Annotated in this window: 17 protein-coding genes and 2 pseudogenes; 17 read left to right on the top strand and 2 right to left on the bottom strand. The window is 71.8% G+C overall.

The annotated features are described in order from the left end of the window. Position 1: 1 nt before the first annotated feature. The 11 genes and pseudogenes from ACWGIG_RS14550 to ACWGIG_RS14500 all read left to right on the top strand — a co-directional run bounded on the left by ACWGIG_RS14550 (position 2) and on the right by ACWGIG_RS14500 (position 14369). A complete protein-coding gene (locus ACWGIG_RS14550; RefSeq protein ID WP_453321929.1) occupies positions 2–1279 on the top strand; it encodes a lysine N(6)-hydroxylase/L-ornithine N(5)-oxygenase family protein in 1278 nt (425 codons plus the stop codon). After that, entirely contained in the window at positions 1276–2832 is a 1557-nt protein-coding gene (locus ACWGIG_RS14545) for a diaminobutyrate--2-oxoglutarate transaminase family protein (protein ID WP_453321913.1), read from the top strand. The genes ACWGIG_RS14550 and ACWGIG_RS14545 overlap by 4 nt, the downstream gene beginning before the upstream one ends. Further along, positions 2829–4847: a pyridoxal-dependent decarboxylase gene (locus ACWGIG_RS14540; protein ID WP_453321912.1), complete on the top strand. Its 2019-nt coding sequence runs from the start codon at positions 2829–2831 to the stop codon at positions 4845–4847. The genes ACWGIG_RS14545 and ACWGIG_RS14540 overlap by 4 nt, the downstream gene beginning before the upstream one ends. Before the next feature lie 86 nt (positions 4848–4933). After that, a pseudogene (locus ACWGIG_RS14535) lies at positions 4934–6244 on the top strand (lysine N(6)-hydroxylase/L-ornithine N(5)-oxygenase family protein); the annotation flags it as partial. An 81-nt stretch (positions 6245–6325) separates the two neighbouring features. Then, positions 6326–8149 carry an IucA/IucC family protein gene (locus ACWGIG_RS14530; RefSeq protein WP_453321928.1) on the top strand — a complete coding sequence of 608 codons (1824 nt, stop codon included), beginning with the start codon at positions 6326–6328 and terminating at the stop codon, positions 8147–8149. After that, complete coding sequence (locus tag ACWGIG_RS14525; protein ID WP_453321911.1) at positions 8146–8727, top strand: GNAT family N-acetyltransferase; 582 nt, start codon at positions 8146–8148, stop codon at positions 8725–8727. The genes ACWGIG_RS14530 and ACWGIG_RS14525 overlap by 4 nt, the downstream gene beginning before the upstream one ends. 83 nt (positions 8728–8810) lie before the next feature. Further along, positions 8811–10610 carry an IucA/IucC family protein gene (locus ACWGIG_RS14520; protein WP_453321910.1) on the top strand — a complete coding sequence of 600 codons (1800 nt, stop codon included), beginning with the start codon at positions 8811–8813 and terminating at the stop codon, positions 10608–10610. A 157-nt stretch (positions 10611–10767) separates the two neighbouring features. Next, positions 10768–10881, top strand: a pseudogene (locus ACWGIG_RS14515) (LysE family translocator); the annotation flags it as partial. 63 nt (positions 10882–10944) lie between these two features. Next, positions 10945–11700, top strand: a complete 756-nt coding sequence (locus ACWGIG_RS14510) for a GntR family transcriptional regulator (protein ID WP_453321909.1) — start codon at positions 10945–10947, stop codon at positions 11698–11700. Between the two features lie 139 nt (positions 11701–11839). Beyond that, a complete protein-coding gene (locus tag ACWGIG_RS14505) occupies positions 11840–13138 on the top strand; it encodes an amidohydrolase (protein WP_453321908.1) in 1299 nt (432 codons plus the stop codon). An 82-nt stretch (positions 13139–13220) separates the two neighbouring features. Next, on the top strand, positions 13221–14369 hold the full coding sequence (locus ACWGIG_RS14500; RefSeq protein ID WP_453321907.1) for an ABC transporter substrate-binding protein: 1149 nt from the start codon (positions 13221–13223) through the stop codon (positions 14367–14369). Positions 14370–14398: 29 nt separating this feature from the next. Here ACWGIG_RS14500 and ACWGIG_RS14495 read toward each other — a convergent pair whose 3' ends face one another. Continuing rightward, positions 14399–15172 carry a MerR family transcriptional regulator gene (locus ACWGIG_RS14495; protein ID WP_453321906.1) on the bottom strand — a complete coding sequence of 258 codons (774 nt, stop codon included), beginning with the start codon at positions 15170–15172 and terminating at the stop codon, positions 14399–14401. Positions 15173–15276: 104 nt separating this feature from the next. Then, on the bottom strand, positions 15277–15957 hold the full coding sequence (locus tag ACWGIG_RS14490; protein WP_453321905.1) for a DedA family protein: 681 nt from the start codon (positions 15955–15957) through the stop codon (positions 15277–15279). Positions 15958–16183: 226 nt separating this feature from the next. Here ACWGIG_RS14490 and ACWGIG_RS14485 point away from each other — a divergent pair, with 226 nt between their 5' ends. The 6 genes from ACWGIG_RS14485 (at position 16184) to ACWGIG_RS14460 (ending at position 20220) form a co-directional block, all read left to right on the top strand. Then, entirely contained in the window at positions 16184–16519 is a 336-nt protein-coding gene (locus ACWGIG_RS14485) for a thioredoxin family protein (RefSeq protein WP_453321927.1), read from the top strand. A 296-nt stretch (positions 16520–16815) separates the two neighbouring features. After that, positions 16816–16941 carry a hypothetical protein gene (locus ACWGIG_RS14480; protein ID WP_453321904.1) on the top strand — a complete coding sequence of 42 codons (126 nt, stop codon included), beginning with the start codon at positions 16816–16818 and terminating at the stop codon, positions 16939–16941. A gap of 202 nt (positions 16942–17143) precedes the next feature. Beyond that, positions 17144–18139 (top strand): amino acid ABC transporter permease, encoded by a 996-nt coding sequence (locus ACWGIG_RS14475; protein WP_453321903.1) that lies wholly within the window; start codon positions 17144–17146, stop codon positions 18137–18139. After that, on the top strand, positions 18136–18966 hold the full coding sequence (locus tag ACWGIG_RS14470; RefSeq protein WP_453321902.1) for an amino acid ABC transporter ATP-binding protein: 831 nt from the start codon (positions 18136–18138) through the stop codon (positions 18964–18966). The genes ACWGIG_RS14475 and ACWGIG_RS14470 overlap by 4 nt, the downstream gene beginning before the upstream one ends. Before the next feature lie 59 nt (positions 18967–19025). Continuing rightward, on the top strand, positions 19026–20063 hold the full coding sequence (locus ACWGIG_RS14465) for an ABC transporter substrate-binding protein (RefSeq protein ID WP_453321901.1): 1038 nt from the start codon (positions 19026–19028) through the stop codon (positions 20061–20063). A 25-nt stretch (positions 20064–20088) separates the two neighbouring features. Then, a complete protein-coding gene (locus tag ACWGIG_RS14460; RefSeq protein ID WP_453321900.1) occupies positions 20089–20220 on the top strand; it encodes a hypothetical protein in 132 nt (43 codons plus the stop codon). Positions 20221–20320 lie beyond the last annotated feature (100 nt).

Genomic DNA, 20320 nt, shown 5'->3' with positions numbered 1-20320 from the left:
GGTGTACGGCCTCATCGGCATCGGGCTCGGCCCCTTCAACCTCGGCCTCGCCTGCCTGAGCGAGCCGATCGGGGAACTCGACGCCCTCTTCCTGGAGTCCAAGCAGGGCTTCGACTGGCACTCCGGAATGTTCCTCGAAGGGGCCCACCTCCAGACCCCCTTCCTGGCCGACCTGGTCACCCTCGCCGACCCGACCTCGCCCTATTCCTTCGTCAACTACCTCAAGGAAACAGGGCGGTTGTACTCCTTCTACATCCGTGAGAGCTTCTACCCCCTGCGCACGGAGTACAACGAGTACTGCCGCTGGGCGGCTGCCCGGCTGCGCAGCGTCCGGTTCGCCACGACCGTCGAGGACGTCACGTACGACCACGGCGACGAGCTGTACGTCGTACGCGACACCGCAGGCACCCGCTACCGGGCCCGCCACCTCGTACTCGGCACCGGCACACCGCCGCACCTGCCCGAGTCCTGCGAAGGCCTCGGCGGGGACCTCATCCACAACTCCCGCTACCTGGAGCACAAGGCGGCCCTCCAGGAGAAGGAGTCGATCACCCTCGTCGGCTCCGGGCAGAGCGCCGCCGAGATCTACTACGACCTGCTCGGCGAGATCGACAGCCGCGGCTACCGGCTCAACTGGATCACCCGCTCGCCGCGCTTCTTCCCGCTCGAATACACCAAGCTCACCCTGGAGATGACCTCCCCGGAGTACATCGACTACTTCCACGCCCTGCCGGAACCGACCCGCTACCGCCTCGAAAAGCAGCAGAAGAGCCTCTTCAAGGGCATCGACGGCGACCTCGTCGACGCGATCTTCGACCTGCTGTACGAGAAGAACGTCAAGGGGCCCGTACCGACCCGGCTGTTCACCAACACCGCACTGCACAGCGCGAGTTATGACGCCGAGAGCGCCACCTACACGCTCGGTCTCCGACAGGAGGAGCAGGGCGAGGAGTTCGCGCTGCGCACCCACGGACTGGTCCTGGCCACCGGGTACCGCTACCGGATCCCCGGCTTCCTGAAGTCCGTCAGGGACCGGATACGTCTGGACGGCGCGGGGCGCTTCGACGTCGCCCGCAACTACAGCATCGACACGGGCGGGCGCGGGATCTTCCTGCAGAACGCCGGTGTGCACACCCACTCCCTCACCAGCCCCGACCTCGGCATGGGCGCCTACCGCAACGCCTACATCCTCGCCGAAGTACTGGGCCGCGAGGTCTACCCGGTCGAGAAGTCCATCGCGTTCCAGGAGTTCGCGGCACCGAAAGGCACCGTCGTATGACGACCGTCGATCTGACCGACATCACCGCCGGCGCTTCCGCCGGCACCCCGGCCGGCGCATCCGCGGGCAGCGGCACCTCCGCCGGCAGCGGGGGCGCCGAGGGTGAATCCGCCCCGCTCTCGTCCGAGTTCCGCCACGCGCTCGTCTCCCGCCAGGAGCGCCGCGAGTCGTCCGCCCGTACGTACGCCAGAACGCTTCCCGTCGCCCCCGTGCACGCCGTCGGCGCGCGCGTCACCGGCGCCGACGGACGCACCTACCTCGACTGCCTCTCCGGGGCGGGCACCCTCGCCCTCGGACACAACCACCCCGCGGTCGTCGCCGGGCTCCAGGCCGACCTCGCGTCCGGGGTCCCGCTGCACGCACTCGACATGATCACCCCTCAGAAGGACGCCTTCAGCGAGGAGTTGATGTCCCGGCTGCCCGGCGGGCTGCGCGAGGACGCGCGGCTGCACTTCTGCGGCCCCGCGGGCACCGACGCCGTGGAGGCCGCGCTCAAACTGGCGCAGCACGCCACCGGGCGGCGCGGCATCGTCGCGTTCACCGGCGCCTACCACGGGATGACGCTCGGCGCATCGGCCGTGTCCGGGCCCGCGCGGATGCGCTCCATGGTGGGCGCGGACGCGGTGCCCGTGACGCGGGTGCCGTACCCGTACGCCTACCGCTGCCCGTTCGGCGTTGGTGCGCCGCAGTCGGGAGAGCTGTCCGCCCGGCTCCTTGAGAATCTGATCACCGACGGCAGCAGCGGGGTCGGCCTGCCCGCCGCCGTGATCCTCGAAGTCGTCCAGGGCGAGGGCGGCGTCGTCGAGGGCCCCGACGAGTGGCTGCGCGAGGTCCGCCGGATCACCGAGGCCCACGACATCGTGCTGATCGTCGACGAGGTGCAGACCGGCGTCGGCAGGACCGGGCACTTCTGGGCCTGCGAACGGGCCGGCGTCACCCCGGACGTCCTGGTGATGTCCAAGGCCGTCGGCGGCGGACTGCCGCTCGCCGTCCTCGCGTACCGGCCCGAACTGGACACCTGGCGGCCCGGCGACCACACCGGAACCTTCCGGGGCAACACCCTCGCCATGACGGCAGGACGCATCACCCTGCGTACCGTCGCCGAGGAACAACTGCCGGAACGCGCCGCGCGAGTGGGGGAGCGGCTCCGACGCGGACTGCTCGAACTGGCCCAGGATCACGCCGAGTTCGGTGAAGTACGCGGACGCGGACTGATGAACGGCGTCGAGCTCGTCGACCCCGAAGGGGCCCCCGACCGCATCGGCTCCCTCCCCGCCCACCCCCTCTTCGCCCGCGCCCTGCGCGCCGCCTGCCTGGAGCAGGGTCTGATGCTGGAACTCGGCGGACGCGAGGACAGCGTGCTGCGTCTGCTGCCGCCACTGGTGCTCACCGACACGGAGGCGGACTCGGTCGTGGAACGCATCGCCGACGCCCTGTACACGGTCCAGCGGACCCGGAGCACGGCCGCCCTGAGCCTGGTGCCGGGCGGCAGGGGCGCACACGCCACGACCACGCGCACCACGACGGCACGTCCCACCGGGGGTGCCTCGTGACCGCGCCGCAGGGGTACGAGTACGAGGACAACGGGTACGGGAGTGGGGCCGGGGCCCCCGATGGCCGGCAGGGACGCAGCATCCGCCACGGCGCCGCCGCCCGCGCCGCCGCCGTCGCCGGAGGAACCCAAGGGCCCGTGATTCTGCGGCAGTTGACCGGTGTCGTTCTCGACGCCCTCGCCCAGGGCGCCGTCCTGCGCGGCGGGCCGCTCCCCGCCGGTGGGCCCGCCGCCGTCGCGGCCGCGGCGCGGGCCGCCTGCTCGCCCGTACTGCCGGAGCGCGGCACGGGTGCCGAGGAGGCGTTGCGTACCGTCGTACGGGCCGTGGCGCGCGGCGCCGCGGATCCGGCGGACCCGTACTGCGTCGCCCATCTGCACTGCCCGCCGCTCGCCGTCGCGGCAGCCGCCGACCTGGCGGCGTCCGCCCTCAACCCCTCCATGGACTCCTGGGACCAGGCCCCGGCGGCCGGGGTCGTCGAGGACCGGGTCACCGACTCACTCGCCCGCCTCGTCTACCCCTCCCACCCCGCGCCCGACGCCCTGATCACCAGCGGCGGCACCGAGTCCAACCTGGTCGCGCTGCTGCTCGCCAGGGAACGGGCCCGCGCCGCGGGCGGGTACACCGTGCAGGTCGTGTGCGGTGCCAACGCCCACCACAGCGTGGGCCGGGCCGCCTGGATGCTGGGGCTGCCCACCCCGGCGGTGGTCGAGTGCCGGGACGGCCGGATCCTGCCCGCCGCCCTCGACCGGGTGCTCGCCGAGTACGCAGGGGTACCGCTGCTGGTCGTCGCCACCGCGGGGACGACCGACGAGGGGCTGATCGACCCGCTGCCCGAGATCGGGCAGGTCGCGGGGTGGCACGGCGCGGAACTGCACGTCGACGCCGCGTACGGCGGGCCGCTGCTGTTCAGCGAGCGGCTCGCGCCCCGGCTGGCCGGGATCGAGCAGGCGGTGTCCGTCACCTTCGACCTGCACAAACTGGGCTGGCAGCCGGTGGCCGCCGGAGCGCTCGCGGTCGCCGACACCCGTGACGTGTCGCCGCTCGCCCACAGGGCCGACTACCTGAACGCGGACGACGACACCGAGGCCGGGCTCCCCGATCTGCTCGGCCGGTCCATCCGCACGTCGCGGCGGCCCGACGCGCTCAAGATCGCGGTCACCCTGCGGGCGCTCGGACGCGAAGGGCTCGGCGCACTCGTCGAGCACTGCGTCGAGACGGCCGAGGGCTTCGCCGCCGCTGTGCGGGCGCACCCGGAGCTGCGGCTGCGGGCCGGTGACCCGGGCATCAGCACCGTGCTCTTCCGGCCGGTCGCCGCCGACGCGCTGCCCGGCGAGGCCGGGGACGCGGTGGTCGCCGGGGTACGCCGGCGGCTCCTCGAAGAGGGGCGGGCCGTGCTCGGCCGGGCGGTGGCTGTGGACAGCGACGACGCGGACGGCGGAGCCGTGGGCGGCGGCGACGGGAAACCGCGTCTCTGGCTCAAGGTCACGCTGCTGCACCCGCAGACGCAGGCCGCCGACCTCGAAGGCCTGCTGAAACTCGTCGCCGAAGCGGCGGCGGTGGAGGCGGCGGTTGTGGAGGCGACGGCGGTGGAATCGACGGCCGACCTCCCCGACCGGAACGGAACCAGCCGTAGCCGTAAGGCCCTTGACCGGACGGCCTCTGACCGGACGGCTTCCGACCGTAGCGCCCCCGACCCCACGGGCCCTGACCGGACGGCCTCCGACCGTAGCGCCTCCGATCCCACGGCCCCTGACCGGACGGCCTTCGACCGTAGCGCCCCTGACCCCACGGGCCTCGACCCCACGGCCTCTGATCCCACGGGCCCTGACCGGACGGCCTCCGACCGTAGCGCCTCCGATCCCACGGGCCCTGACCGGACGGCCTTCGACCGTAGCGCCCCTGACCCCACGGGCCTCGACCCCACGGCCCCTGTCCAGACGGTCCCCGACCGTGACGCCCACGACCCTGAAGCCCACGACCGGACCGTCCAGAACCGAACCGGAGTGTCCCTGTGAGCCCCGTGCCCCCCACACCTGACCCCCACAGCTCCCACGACCGCCTCGCCGGCCCCTCTCCGGACCCCCTCCCGGGCGAGGACGAGATCCTCGACCTGCTCGGCGTCGGCATCGGCCCGTTCAACCTGTCCCTCGCCGCACTCGCCGACGGCGTCCCCGGACTGCGGACCGCCTTCCTGGAGCAGCGCACCGGATTCCACTGGCACCCGGGCCTGCTCATCGAGGGCGCCACCCTCCAAGTCCCCTTCCTGGCCGACCTGGTGAGCCTCGTCGACCCGACGAGCCCCTGGACGTTCCTCAACTACGTCAGGACCCGCGAGCGGCTCTTCCCGTTCTACTTCGCCGAGCGCTTCCACATCGAGCGGGCCGAGTACGACGCGTACTGCCGCTGGGTCAGCGCGAACCTGCCGTCCTGCCGGTTCGGCCACCAGGTCGACACGGTGCGCTGGGACCCCGCGCGCCAGGCCTTCGAGGTCGGCTTCACCCGGCTCGACGAGGCCGGCGGCGTGCAGGGCGGCGGTCGCTGCTTCGCCCGCCACCTCGCCCTGGGCGTCGGTACGGTGCCGAGCGTGCCGGAGCCGTTGCGCGCACTCGTGGCCGACGGGGCCGCGCCCGTCTGGCACTCCGCCGACTACCTCGACCGCCGCGAACAACTGCTGGCCGCCGAACACCTCACGGTCGTCGGCTCGGGCCAGTCCGGCGCGGAGGTCTTCCTCGACCTGCTGCGCCACCGCCCCGAGGGACGCGAGGCACTCACCTGGCTGGCCCGCACGGACGCGTTCGCCCCCATGGAGTACAGCAAGCTCGGCCTGGAGCAGTTCACCCCCGACTACACGCGGTACTTCCACGGGCTCTCCGAACCCGCCCGCGACCGGCTGCTGCCCAAACAGTGGCAGTTGCACAAGGGAGTGAGCGCCGAGACGCTCGGCGAGATCCACGACGAGCTCTACCGGCGTACCCTCGCCGGAGGCTGGCCCGACGTCCTGCTCACCCCGGGCGTCACCGTCCGCTCGGCCCGACAGGTCGGCGGACGCATCGAGTTGGACCTCGTCCACGCCCAGCAGGAGGCCGGTACACGACTGGTCACCGATGCCGTCGTCGCCGCCACCGGATACGCCGAACGCTCCGTCGACGGACTGCTCGCACCGCTGCTCCCGCGCCTGGTGCGCGACGGGGCCGGACGCCCCGAGGTCGACGCAAGGCAGCGGCTCGTACTCGACGGTGAAGGGGGGATCGGCGGGTCGGTGTTCGTACAGAACGCGGAACGGCACACGCACGGAGTCGGCGCCCCGGACCTGGGACTCGCCGCGTGGCGCTCCGCCGTCATCCTCAACTCCCTCACCGAGGGCGGCGCGTATCCGCTTCCTGCCCGTACGGCATTCACTTCGTTCGGACTTGACGGGTTGTCAGGTGCGGGTGCGGGCGCGGGCTCGGGTGCGCAGGCGGGTTCGGGTACGGGGACGGCCGGCGCGGTCTCCGTGTCGCACCGCCCGAAGAGCGTCCGCACAGCCGCTGCCCCTGTTGCCCCCGCTCCCAGCACCACCGGCACCGCAGCCGCCTCGGTGGCCGATGCCGCAGCCACCGAGAACCTGCTCCGCTGTTGGGTACGGGAGACGGGGGTGGCCGAACCGGCCGACGGTGTACTGGAGTTGGCGCCCGCGGGTGTCACCGTCGAGGTGCCCGTCCTGTACTGGTCGGCAGTCGGCTGGCACCGCTTCGGGCAGGCCCGCCTGATCGGTTCGCCCACGGAGGGCGGCGCGGCCCGCCCGCTGGCCGCCCCTGCCCTCGCGGCCCTGATCGCCGTGGAAACCGCCGTCGGTGATCCGGCAGCGGTCGCCGACCTCACCGGCCGGGTCAGCGACTCGACCCGGCGCGTCACCGATTTCGTCCGCGAACGGCGGCTCGCCCCGCAGGACCCGGCCGGCACCACCCCCTTCCTGGCCGCCGAACAGGCCCTGATCTGCGGCCACCCCCTGCACCCGACGCCCAAGAGCCGCGAGGGCCTCACCGATGCCGAACTTCTCGCCTACTCCCCGGAGTTGCGCGGCTCCTTCGCGCTGCACTGGTTCGCCGCCGACCCGTCCGTGATCAGCGCCGACTCCGCGCTCGACGGACGTAGTGCACAGGAGGCGATCGCGGAACTCGCCGAAGGGATCGAGGCCCCGCCCGGGACCGTCCTCGTCCCCGCCCACCCCTGGCAGGCCAGGGACGTCCTGTCCCGCCCCGCCGTGCGGGCCCTCCTCGACACCGGACTCCTGCACGACCTGGGTCCTGGCGGTCCGGCCGGAGCGGAAGGCCCCGCCTGGTCACCGACCTCTTCCGTACGCACCGTCTACCGGGCCGACGCGCCCGTCATGCTCAAGTTCTCGCTCGGGCTGCGCATCACCAACTCCCGCCGCGAGAACCAGCGGATCGAGCTGGCACGCGGTGCGGCCGTGGACCGGCTGCTGACCGCGGGGCTCGGCGAGGCGCTGCGTGCCGCGCACCCCGGGTTCGACATCGTCCGCGACCCGGCCTGGCTCGCCGTCGACGGCCCGGACGGCGAACCGACGGGCCTCGACGTCATCCTGCGCGACAACCCCTTCCGTACCGGCGGACCGACCGCCCAGTGCGCGGCGGGACTCGTCTCCCCGCGGCCGGACCTCGACGGCTCCTCGCAGCTCGCCGTGCTGATCCGTCACCTCGCCGACCACACCGGCAGGAGTGTCTCCGCGACGGCCGGGGAATGGTTCGCCCGCTACCTCGACGCCGTCGTCGTACCGGTGCTGTGGCTGTACGCGACGTACGGACTCGGTCTCGAAGCGCACCAGCAGAACACCCTCGTCGTCCTCGACGAGGACGGCTGGCCCGTCGGCGGCCGGTACCGCGACAACCAGGGCTACTACTTCTCGCCCACCCGCAGCGACGCGCTCCACACCTGGGTGCCCGGCATCGGACGCGACCTCGGAACGTACGTCGACGACGAGGTTGTCGACGAGCGGCTCGCCTACTACGTCGGCGTCAACAACCTGCTCGGCATGGTCGGCGCACTCGGCTCCGAGGGCCTCGCCGACGAACACGACCTGCTGCGCAGGGCGGCCGGAGTGCTCGACAAGCTCGCCGCCGAACACGGCGACCGGCTCCGCCTTGCCACCACCCTGCGCACCGCCCCCACCCTCCGCTGCAAGGCCAACCTGCTGACCCGGGTGCGCGGCATGGACGAGCTGTCGGGGCCCCTCGCATCGCAGTCGGTCTACATCGACCTCATCAACCCCCTTGTCTACATCGACCTCATCAACCCCCTTAAGGAAGACCACACATGACGATCCACCATGTCGAGCACCTGCCGCTCGCGGCGCTCGCCGCACTCGACGAAGGGGTCTTTTCCCTCCGGGCCGTCGACCCCGCCGCCGACGTGGCACAGATCCACGCCTGGATGTGCGACCCCGAAGTGGCCCGCTACTGGGCGCTGGACCGGCCCGAGCCGCAGATCGAGGCGTATCTGCGCGAGCAGTGCGTCAGCGTGCACTCCACCCCCTACCTGGGCTGCCTGGACGGCGTGCCGATGAGCTACTGGGAGCTCTACCGCGCCGACCTCGACCCGCTCGCCGCCCACTACACGGCCAGGGCGCGCGACGCGGGCGTCCACCTGCTGCTCGGCCCGTCCTCCTTCCGCGGGCGCGGCCTCGGCGCCCGGCTGCTGCGGGCCGTGAGCGACTGGCAGCTGGCGACACAGCTCTACGCGGAACGGGTGGTCGCCGAGCCCGACATCCGCAACGAACGGTCGGTACGGGCCTTCGAACGCGCAGGGTTCCGCAAGGTCCGAGAGGTGGACCTGCCGGGCAAGCGTGCCGCGCTGATGATCCGCGAGCGAATCAGCCTCAGCCCGTCCGGCGTTTGAGGACGCGCGGACGCAGTCCGTGCACCGGGCGCAGCCCGGGACCCAAGCCCTCCACCGCCCTCCAACGAAAGGCACCCGTCCCCATGAGGCGCGACCACCCCGTCCCCCCGCTCGCCAACGTCTCCCCCGAGTCCTGGCGCGAGGCCAACCGCCGGCTGCTCGCCAAAACACTCTCCGAGTTCGCCTTCGAGGACCTGATCAAACCGGTGGAGCTGGGCGAGGACCGCTACCGCGTCGACCTCGACAGCGGCGTCGGCTACGTCTTCGCCGCCACCCAGGGCGCCCTCGGCTCCTGGCGCGCGGACAAGGACTCCGTCACCCGGGGCGCGGCAGGACTGCTCGGCAACGAGATAGAGACGCCCGCCTGGGACGTCCAGCAGTTCCTCGTCGACTGCGCCGACACCATCGGCACCGACGCCGCCACCCTCGGCCTCTACCTCACCGAACTGTCGTCCACGCTCGCCGTCGACGCCGCCCGCATCGAGCACGGCGGCGCCACCGCCGCCGAACTGCGCGAGCTGGGCCACGCCGAGCTGGAGTGCCACATGACCGGGCACCCCACCCTGGCCGCCAACAAGGGCCGCATCGGCTTCTCCGCCGCCGACGTGCGCGCGTACGCCCCGGAGTCCCAGCAGCTCGTGCCGCTCCAGTGGATAGCCGTGCACCGCGGCCTCGCCGAGTTCCGCGGCACCTCCGAACTCAGCGAACAGGGCGTCATCGCACATGAGTTGGACGCCGATACCATCGACGCGTTCCGGGCCCGCGTCGAAGCCGTCGGCGGCGACCCGGACGCGTACGTCTGGATGCCCGTCCACCCCTGGCAGTGGGACCACGCCGTGCAGGTCCTGTACGCGGGCGAGGTCGCGCAGAACCGCATCGTCCCGCTCGGCGAGTCCGACGACGGCTACCTGCCGCAGCAGTCCGTACGCACCATGACCAACCTGGCACGCCGCGACCGCTACGACGTCAAGCTCCCCCTGAAGATCGTCAACACCCTCATCTGGCGCGGCATCCCGCCGCACTGCACCCAGGGCGCCCCCGTCGCCACCCAGTGGCTGACCGGACTCCTCGACCGGGACCCGGTGCTCCGCGACGAGCTGCGCACCGTCTTCCTCGGCGAGATCGCCTCCGTCACCGTCCGCCACCCCTACCTCGACCGCGTGCCGGACATGCCGTACCAGCATCTGGAGGCTCTCGGCTGCATCTGGCGCCAGTCGGTGTCCTCCCGGCAGGACGAGGGCGAGCGGGTCCGTACCTTCGCCTCGCTCCTGCACGTCGACGAGCACGGCACCGCCTTCGCCGCCGAACTCGCCCGCGCGTCGGGCCTGTCGCCGCAGGAGTGGCTGTCCCGGCTCTTCGCGACGGTCCTGGATCCGGTGCTGCACGTGATGTACACGTACGGCATCACCTTCAACCCGCACGGCCAGAACACCCTCATCGGTTTCGACGCCGACGACGTCCCGCGCCGGCTGTTCCTCAAGGACTTCGTGGACGACGTCTCCGTCACCCACACCCCCGTCCCCGAACGCGGCCCCGAGCCCGACGGCTACGACCACGTACTGCCCCGCAAGAAGCCCGAAGTCATCCGCCAGCACGTCATCGACCAGTTGCTCTTCGGTCACTTCCGCTATCTGGCACCGCTGATGGAGGACCAACTCGGGGTGCAGGAGGGAGAGTTCTGGGGTCTCGTGCGGAAGGCGGTGCTCGCGTACCACGCACGCTTCCCGGAGAAGGCCGAGCGCTTCGCCGAGTTCGACATGCTCGCCGACGAGTTCCCCCGCTACCCCTTCAACACCGACCGGCTCGTCATCACCCGCTACGTCGACCGGGCGCTGCGCCACGCACTGCGCCCCAACGGCACCGTGGCCAACCCGCTGGCGTGACGCCTGTGGTACCCGCGTGACGCCTGCGGTGCCCGGAGCGGTCCACATGCGGGGACAACCGGAACAAAGGGCTGCGAAGGCGGCCGGTCGGTGTGTTCCATGGAGCGCATGGTGTCCACCGACCGGTTGCCGGCCTTCGCGGCCAACCCCAAGACCATCGCGCAACTGGTTCGCGGGCTCGCCGCGGCGGCTGTCGATGGTCGGCGGAGCGGGCGGCCTCGCGATGGTCGGCCTCGGCGTCACGGTGGCGGTCACCGGTCGCAAGGACTGACTCCGCAGGGTCCGGGCGGCCCGCGTATCCTCGCCGGGACACGGCGAGCGGAGGACGGTCCAGGTGGCAGGCGGCAAATCGGGCGAGGCGGAGCGGTCGGCGGCAGACGGATCCGCCGTACCCCGTCCCTCGCTGAGCGCGCAGGCCCGTGACGCGGTGCGGCAGCGGATCGTCGACCGGCGCTACCCCATGGGCTCGCGCCTGGTGGAGCGCGAGGTCGCCGAGGAGCTGCGGATGTCCCGCGTGCCCGTGCGCGAGGCCCTGCGCGCCCTGGTCGCCGAAGGCCTCCTCGAACTGCTGCCGCACAGCGGGGTCCGGGTGCGCAGGCTGGAGCGGGACGACGTACGCCACCTTTACGAGGTGTGGGAACCGCTCGCCGTCCAGGCGTCACGGCTGGCCGCCCGCCGGGTGGCCGCCGTCGCGGGGGAGCCGAGGGGCGCGGGGGAGCCGAGGGGTGCGGGGGAGCCGCGGGGCGTGACGGAGCTGCGCGGGCTGCTGGAAGGCGCGGAGCGTGCGGCCGCACTCGGCGAGGGCGAGCGCGAGGTGGCCGCGCACACGGCGTTCCACGACGAGATCGTGGCGCTGGCCGGAAATCCGCTGCTGGTCCGCACGATGGAACAGCTGAGCTGGCAGCTCCAGTTGCTGTTCGGGATGCGCGAGGAGCCCGCGCACATGCGGGCCCAGCACGCGGAGATGCTCCGGCACATCGCGGCCGGCGACGAGGAGTCGGCGGCGGCTGCCACGTTCCTGCATGTGCGGGACAGCCGGGCGGTGGCGCTGCGTTCCCTCTTCGGCGATGAGTTGTATACCAATCCCTAGCCGAGGGATCTCTGGGTCGCCATAAACCCTGTACTTCCCCGTCTCCTTCGCCAGGATCAGCGACGGATCTTGTCCCCTCCTGGCTCTTGGTATACAAAAGTGCGACCGGCCCCACGACAGCGCACTCAAGGAGATCCCCATGGTTCCCCCTCCCCTCTCCCGTCGCGGCGTCCTCGCCGGAGCCGCGTCCCTCGCGGGCACCGCCGCCTTCACCCCCACCGCGTCCGCCGCCGAGACGGGGGGCCACGACCGCCGCCCCCGCGAGACCGTGGTCTTCCGCGACGTACGGCCCTTCGGTGCGAAGAAGGCCGTCGACCTGACGGTGGTCGACGGCCGCGTCAGCGACCGCCCCGCGCCCCGGCGCGCCCGGATCGTCGACGGCGGCGGACGGCTCGCGCTGCCCACCCTCGTGGACGCTCACATCCACCCCGACAAGACCACCTGGGGCGGCGACTGGCTGTCCCGGAAGCCCGCCAGCGGGATCGCGGAGTACTGCGCCCAGGATGTCGAGGTGTTCCGCAGCGAGCGCCGCTCGGTGGGGGAGCGGGCGTACGGGCTGATGGCCCACGCCGTGACGCGCGGCACCCGCGCCATGCGCGCCCACGCCGACGTCGCCCCCGCCTACGGCCTGAAGGGCCTCGAAGGCGTCGCCGAGGCGCGCGAGAAGCTCGCGCACGCCCTGGACGTACAGATAGTGGGCTTCCCGCAGCACGGAGTGGTCCGTACGCCGGGCACCGCGAAGCTCCTGGAGGACGCCGCGCGCAGCGGCCTCGTCGACATGATCGGCGGCATCGACCCGATCAGCTTCGACCACGCCCTCGACGAGCAGCTGGACCTCGTCTTCCGGCTCGCCGACCGGTACGGCGTCGGCGTCGACATCCACCTGCACGACCGGGACGACAAGGGCGTCAAGGTGCTGCGCGGCATCATCGAGCGCACCCGGGCCCTGTCCCTGCGCGGCAAGGTGACGGTCAGCCACGTCTTCTGCCTGACGAAGATGTCGGCCGGAGACCTCGACACCATGGCCGCCGACCTCGGCGAACTGGACATCGCCCTGACGACGGTGGCGCCCAACGAGTCCCTCGTGCTCCCCCTCGCGAAGCTGCACGAGCACGGGGTGCGGGTCGGCCTCGGCTCGGACGGCGTGCGCGACTCGTGGAGCCCCTTCGGCAACGCCGACATGCTGCACCGTACGCACATCCTCGGTTGGGTCACCGACGTCCGCCTCGACCAGGAGCTCAACGACTGCTTCACCGTGGGCTCCCACGGCGGCGCCGACGTGATGGGCCTGGCCAGGGCCGGCTTCAAGCCCGGCGACCCGGCCGACTTCATGCTGCTGCGCGCCGAGTGCACCCCGCAGGTCGTGGTGGACATGCCGCAGCGGGACATGGTCGTGCACGCGGGACGGGTCGTGGCCCGCGCGGGCGAACTGGTCTGAGCGGCCGGGTAGAACCAGCAAAAAGAACCAGCGACAAGAATTCGGTTGCCCGTCGGCGACGGTGGCGGATGCAATGGCCGGCATGGTCACCCCAGTGCATCCGCCACGGTCCGACGAGACGAACGACTCCGTCCGGATCGGCGCTCTCGCACCGCTGACCCGGCCCGGCTGGGTCGGGGCGGGCCAACACCTGCTCGCCGGGCTTGAGGTGGCCGCGTGCGAGGTCAACGACGCCGGTGGGATCGCCGGACGGCCGCTTGAGCTGGTGGTCCGGGACACCGCGGCCGATCCGCGGCGGGCCGCGGTGGCCGTGGACGAACTGGCCGGCCTGGGGGTGGCCGCCGTGGTGGGGGAGTACCACAGCGTCGTCGCTCGCGCCGCTGCCGCCAGGGCCGACGCACTCGGCCTGCCGTTCCTCTGCTCGTCGGCGGTCCTCGACGCGCTCACCGAGCAGCCGACCGGTGGGGTCTCCCCTGCTCGAACGAAGCCGAGAGCTTGGGGAAGGGTTGCGCGCCTGGCTCCCCCGCAGTCGCGGGGCTGGCAGTTCTACGCGGACTTCCTCATCGGCTCGGGCCACGGCCACACAGCCGTAGCGGCCCAGTCGAGCGTCTACTGGGCGTCCGGGACCCGCATCCTGCGGGACCGCCTCGCCGCACACGGCGGCACCGTCCTCGAACTCGACGCGCAGGCACTCACCCCCGAGGCACTGTGCGACGCACTCGCCGACAGCCGTGCGACCGCCCTCCTCCTGCTGACCGGCCACCCGGAACCGGCGGTGCCGATCGTCAGGTCCGTCCGCCGCGACCGGCGTCTCGCCGACATCCTGATCGGTGCTCCGGCCGGGCAGCCGGAGTTCACCGAGTGGGCGGAGCTGCTGGGCGAGGACGGCGCCGCGATCCCGTTCCTGCGCTACCTTCCCGAGCAACTCGGCCCGCTGGGCGTACGAGTCGAGAAGGCGCTCCGCGACCGGCTGGCCGAAGCGCCCTCCTTCGTCGCCTTCGAGGGCTACGACACGGTCACCGTCCTCGCCGACGTGCTGCGCTCCCACGGCACCGACCGGGCACGCATCGCCGAAGCCTGGCCGTGCGTGGCGGTCGAGGGCTCCCGCGGGAGGATCCGGTTCTCCCGTACGCCGGGAGTCGACGTGTGGCAGTGGACCGGGGCGCCCCTCCAGGTCGTCGACCGGGATCCGGCGGAACCCGGTCACTTCCGGATCCTCCGTACGGGCTGAGGCTCACGGCTCCCTCGATGCCCCAGGCGTCAGCGGCCGTTCCGCTGCCCACCGGGGTCGTACGCCTCGATGGCGTCCCGCTGGTACGCGGCGAGGCCCGGCGCGATCGCCTCGTACGCCGCCCGCCACTGTTCGTTCTCCACGCAGGCACGCCCGATCGCCCGGTACTCCGCGGCGGACACCGCGCCGCGGATTGCGGTCAGCGCCCGGTACTGGGCGTCGATCTCCGCCTGCACGGACTCGGAGTCGGCGCTCTCTCCGGCGGCCAGCAGCTCGGCCAGCCTGATCATCCGTGCCGTACGGTCCCGGTGCCCGGCCTCGATCTCCTCCTCGCTCATCGTCGCCGTGTGCCGCTGGACCCCTTCGGCCAGCTGGGGGAAGTCCCGCAGGTTCTCCCCGTACTGGGCGGGCCTGATCCCCTCGAAGAGGTTCTCCGGCCGGTTGATGGCGGTCATGGACCCACCGTCCTTCCTGGAATGTTCCAGTTCGGTGATCGTGCGGGAGACGGTGGCGGCCAGGGCGTCGAGCCGGTCGCGCTCCTCGACCAGCCGACGGTGGTGGCTCCGCAGGGCCTCCACCTCGTCGACCCGCGCGGCCAGGACCCTGCCGATCTCGGGCAGTCCGAGCCCCAGCCCCCGCAGTACGAGGATCTGCTGCAGCCGCAGCAGTTCGCCCTCCTCGTAGTAGCGGTGACCGTTGCCGCCGATCCACGCGGGCGGCAGCAGACCGATCTCGTCGTAGTGCCGCAGCGTCCGTGCGGTCACCCCGGACATCCGGGCGACCTCCGCGATCGGCCAGGCCATCGCCGTCCCCTCTCCCGTACGAGTACTTCACGGGGCCGGTCCCTCCGGCCCTGATCAGGACAGTAGGAGCTGCCGCTGCGGCAACTGCAAGCCCGGAATCCGGGCTAGGCACCGCAGGGGTGCTTCTCCCGCTGCTCCGCCGCCCCGGTGACGGCCGCACCACTGCGGGCGCCCTCCGGTGCCCGGCGCCGTCGGACGTACCGGACCCCCTCGTGCAGCAGGGTGATCGAGAACGCCAGGCCGAGACCCAGCGCGACCCCGAGCAGCGGCTCGTCCTCGAAGGCGGCGCCGCCGAGGTGACCGAGGCAGGCCGAGTAGACCGCCCAGGTGGACGCGGCGATCGCGTCGTAACGGGTGAAGGAACGGCGCGGGAAGCCGGTGGCGCCGGTGGTGAGTGTGGCGGCTGTGCGCCCGCCCGGAATGTACCGGGCCACCACCAGGACGAGCCCGCCGCGCTCCGCCAGGAGCCTGCCCACCCGGTCGTACGCCTTGCGGGTGCGGCTGCCGGGCCGCAGCCGCGCGAAGATCCGTCCGCCCGACCTGCGGCCTATCGCGTACGAGAGGTGGTCACCGGTGAACGCCCCGAGCGCGGCGACCAGGATCACCAGGAGCAACTGCGGCTCGCCCGACGAGGACGAGGCGGCGAACACCCCCAGCGTGATGACCAGGGTCTCGCTCGGGACCACGGGGAAGAAGCCGTCGAGGGCGGCGATGCCGAAGAGCACGAGGTACACCCAAGGGGTGGCGACGAAGCCTTCGACTGCGTGGACGATCGCGTCATTCATGTCCGCCAACATAGGCACCGGTGCAGGCGGCGGTCTGCGCACTTTCGGCGACGGACACTGCCTACTTTCGTGGGGTGCGCACCACCGCGGCAACTGCTGCCCCACACCCTGCCCCATGCCATGAGCGCCGCATGGGGCAGCACCCGGAGCGCCCCACGCTGCCGGCCCCTCGGTACATTCGGTGCACCAGGAACATTCAGTGAACATTCAGTACGGAGGAGTGCCGGTGGCGAGCAGGGTTCATCAACCGTTGGAGAGCGACGAGTTCGACTTCATTCTCGCGAGGGCGGCCGGACCTGTGCTCGCGTACTTCTGCGGGACCTGGCCCAAGGCCGTCAAGGCGTGCAAGGAAATGGACGTGGTCGTGGGGGAGGTGGCCGGTGACTACGAGGGCCGGCTGACGGTCGTCAGGGCGGACATGACCCGGTGCCCGGGGCCGACGAAGAGGTTCGGCGTCACCGGCGCCCCCACCTTTGTGCTGATCAAGAACGGGGAGGCGGTGGCGGAGGCCGGAGCCATGGACCGTACCGGGTTCAAGGACTTCCTGGACGCGCGCCTCTGAGGGGTGCGGCCGGGTGAGGGTCCCGGCGGTGCGAGGCCCCGGCCGGGCCGGTACGTGACAGGTTCGTGAACTCGTGCACGCTTCGCCGTGCACCGCAATCGCACGGCGGACCCAAGTGCGGGCGCCCCAGGGCGCCGTCCGGGGTGCATCGCGGGGCATCTCCCCTGGTGTGCACCGGCGTTGACATTCCCTTCGGTGCCTGCATAACTTCGGCGCAGACCGGACGTGGACCACGTCCGGCAGGCACGGTTCGGCAGACGTGAGCCCCACGGGGCGGAATGGTGACGGTGAACGCGATGGACGCAGCCGAGGGGACGACCGCCTGGCGCTCCCGCGGTCGCGTCCTGCTGTGCGCGGACCGAACCGTCGACCTGCTGCGCGTCAACAGTGCGCTGTGTACGGGGACTTGCCGCCAGGCCTGACGGCTCTTCCGTCACGGCCGCCGGTGCTCTGAGCCTCTGACGCCCACCGCTTTCGCGGGGCGTTCCCCTCTCCCCCCTTCGGACCGCCTTCCGCGTCCCCGCGCCTGTCGCCGCGTACCCCCGATGCGTACCTGATCGGTGCCGTACGGGTACGCAGGCCTGCGCGGTCCGGCCGGGGCACCCGAATCCGCTGGAGCTCTGCATGAGTGAATCCCCGGGCATCGCTGTGGCCTCCGGCTCGGCGCCGCCCGCCGAGGCGATACCCCGCCCCGTCCCGCACAGTCCTCCGGCGGCGCAACGCGTCCTTCCGCCCCGGCGGCCCGGCCGCTGGATCATCACGGCCGTCGTGCTCGTCCTGGTCGCCCAGATCGTCCACGGTCTGGTGACCAACCCCTTCTACCAGTGGGACCGGTTCCAGTACTGGTTCCTGCGCCCGACGATCCTCGACGGTCTGCTCGTCACCCTTGAAGTCGCCGCGTACAGCGCAGTGTTGGGGCTGCTGGGCGGCGTGCTCCTCGCGCTGGCCAGGCTCTCGCCGAATCCGGTGCTGCGGACGGTCAGCTGGTTCTACACCTGGCTGTTCCGGTCGGTGCCGCTGATCGTGGTGCTGCTGTTCCTCTACAACTTCAGTGCGCTGTACGAGACGTTGAGCCTGGGTGTGCCGTTCGGTCCGGCCTTCTTCACCTTCGACGAGTCCCGCCTCGCCACCGACATGGCCGTCGCGGTCGTCGGGCTGAGCCTCAGCGAAGCGGCATACGCCTCCGAGGTCGTACGCGGCGGGCTCCTCTCCGTCGACCAGGGGCAGCACGAGGCTGCCTCCGCGCTCGGCCTCCCCAGGCGCTACCAGTTCGCGAGGATCGTCTTCCCGCAGGCCCTGCGCTCCCTCGTGCCGAACTACGTCAACCAGCTGATCGGCCTGGTCAAGGCCACCTCGCTGGTCTTCTACGTCTCGCTGCTCGACCTGTTCGGCTCGGTGCAGAGCATGGGCAGCACCTACCCCGGCGACATCGTGCCGCTGCTCCTCGTCGCCACCGCCTGGTACCTGATCCTCACCAGCGTCGTGTCCGTCATCCAGTTCTACGTCGAGCGGCACTACTCGCGCGGCGCCCTGCGCACCCTGCCACCCACTCCGCTGCAGAAGGTGCGGGGCAGCTTCGGCGCGCTGCGGGCCCGTGCCAAGAGGGAGACCACGGCATGAGCACCGAGACACTCGCCGTACGCCCCGCCGCACTCCAGGTGCACGGCGTGCACAAGTGGTACGGGCCCCAACAGGTCCTGGACGGCGTGGAGTTGACCGTACGGCCCGGAGAGGTCACGGTCGTGCTCGGCCCCTCGGGTTCGGGCAAGTCCACCCTCCTGCGGGTGATCAACCACCTGGAGAAGCCCGAGATCGGTCACGTCAGCCTGAACGGTGAGCCGATCGGCGTACGCAGGTACGGCGGGCGCAGGTACGGCATACGCAGGTACGGCGGGCGCAAGCACGGCGCGCGCTTCAAGGAGCTGAGCGAACGGGCCATCCTGGCCCAGCGCAGCCGCATCGGTTTCGTCTTCCAGAACTTCAACCTCTTCCCGCACCTGACCGTGCTCGACAACGTGGCCGCGGCCCCGGTGGCGACCGGCAGGCGGACCAAGCGGGCGGCCAGGGAGCAGGCCCGTGACCTGCTCGCCCGCGTCGGCCTCGCCGACAAGGCCGACGCCTACCCGCGCCAGCTCTCCGGCGGTCAGCAGCAGCGGGTGGCCATCGCCCGCGCCCTCGCCCTGCGCCCCGGGGTCATCCTCTTCGACGAGCCGACCTCCGCGCTCGACCCCGAACTGGTCGGCGAGGTCCTGGAGGTCATCAAGGACCTCGCGGGCAGCGGCACCACCCTCGTCATCGTCACCCACGAGATCGGTTTCGCCCGTGAGATCGCCGACCGGGCGGTCTTCATGGACGAAGGCCGCATCGTCGAACAGGGGCCGCCCGAGCGGGTGTTGGACCACCCGGAGCATCCACGGACCCGGGACTTCCTGAGCAGGGTGCTCTGAACTCCGTCCCCGGTGTCGAACCGCCCGCACCGCCCCGCCCTCACCCGACAAGGACCGCCATGAGCGCACTCGCCCTTCGTTTCCGCCTCCGCCGCACACTCCTGCGCGGTGTCACCGCCTCCGCGGCCGTCGCCTCCCTCGCCCTCTCCCTGACCGCGTGCGGCGGCGACAGCGGCGCCGCCACCAGGACCGCCGGCGCCGCTGACGGCACGGTCACCGTCGGCGCCCTCTCCAACGGTGCCGCCAAGGAGACCGGGCTCAAGGTGGCCGAGGTGAAGTCGATCAGCGCGGGGCTGCCCGCGAAGGTCGCGGGGAGCGGCCGGCTGGTGGTCGGCGTGGGCGCACTCCCCGCCGGATCCCCGCCGCTGTCGTTCGTGGGCGAGGACCAGAAGACCCTCACCGGCGCCGAACCCGACCTCGCCAGGCTGGTCGGCGCGGTCCTCGGGCTTGAGGTCGAGGTGAAGAACTCGACCTGGGAGAACATGTTCGTCGGGGTCGACAGCGGCAAGGTCGACGTGGCCTTCTCCAACGTCACCGACACCGAGGAGCGCAAGAAGAAGTACGAGTTCGCCTCCTACCGGCAGGACAATCTCGCCTTCGAGGTGCCGAAGAAGAGCACCTGGAACTTCGGCGGAGACCACAGGTCCCTGGCGGGCCGGACCGTCGCGGTCGGCGCAGGCACCAACCAGGAGAGGATCCTGCTGGACTGGAAGGCGAAGCTGGCCAAGGAGGGCAAGCCGCTCACCGTCAAGTACTACCAGGACCTGAACGCCACGTTCCTGGCGCTGGCCGGTGGGAGGATCGACGCCTACTTCGGCCCCAACCCCTCCCTCTCGTACCACGTCTCGCAGACCGCGAAGACCCCCAACCCGACGCGCAACGCGGGCAGGTTCTCCGGCGCGGGGGAGAAGCTCCAGGGGCTGATCGCGGCCACCGCGAAGAAGGGCAGCGGGCTCGCCGAACCGGTCGCAGCGGCGATCAACTATTTGATCGAGAACGGCCAGTACGCGAAGTGGCTCGCCGCGTGGAACCTCTCCAACGAGGCGGTCCCCGCCTCGCGGGTCAACCCGCCGGGGTTGCCGGTCTCTCAGTCCTGAGCGGTGAGTGGGGAGTGGGGGAGTCTTGCTGCCGCTGCCGCTGCCGCTGCCGCTGCCGCTGCCGCTGCTGGTGCCGTTGCCGCTGCCGCTGCGGCTGCTGGTGGTCGTCGTCGTGCGGGTGCGTCGTGGCTGGCCGCGCAGTTCCCCGCGCCCCTAACTGCCTGCCCCCGAGCCCCCGAGCCCCCTTGGGCTGACGCCCCCAAGCCTCCGAGCCCCCTTGGGCGGCTGACGCCGCCGCCCCCCCCGCCTCCTTGGGC

Source organism: Streptomyces sp. NPDC054863 (assembly GCF_053610825.1).
The sequence above is the reverse complement of the archived record's forward strand: the minus strand, read 5'-3'. Positions and strand labels throughout refer to the sequence as shown.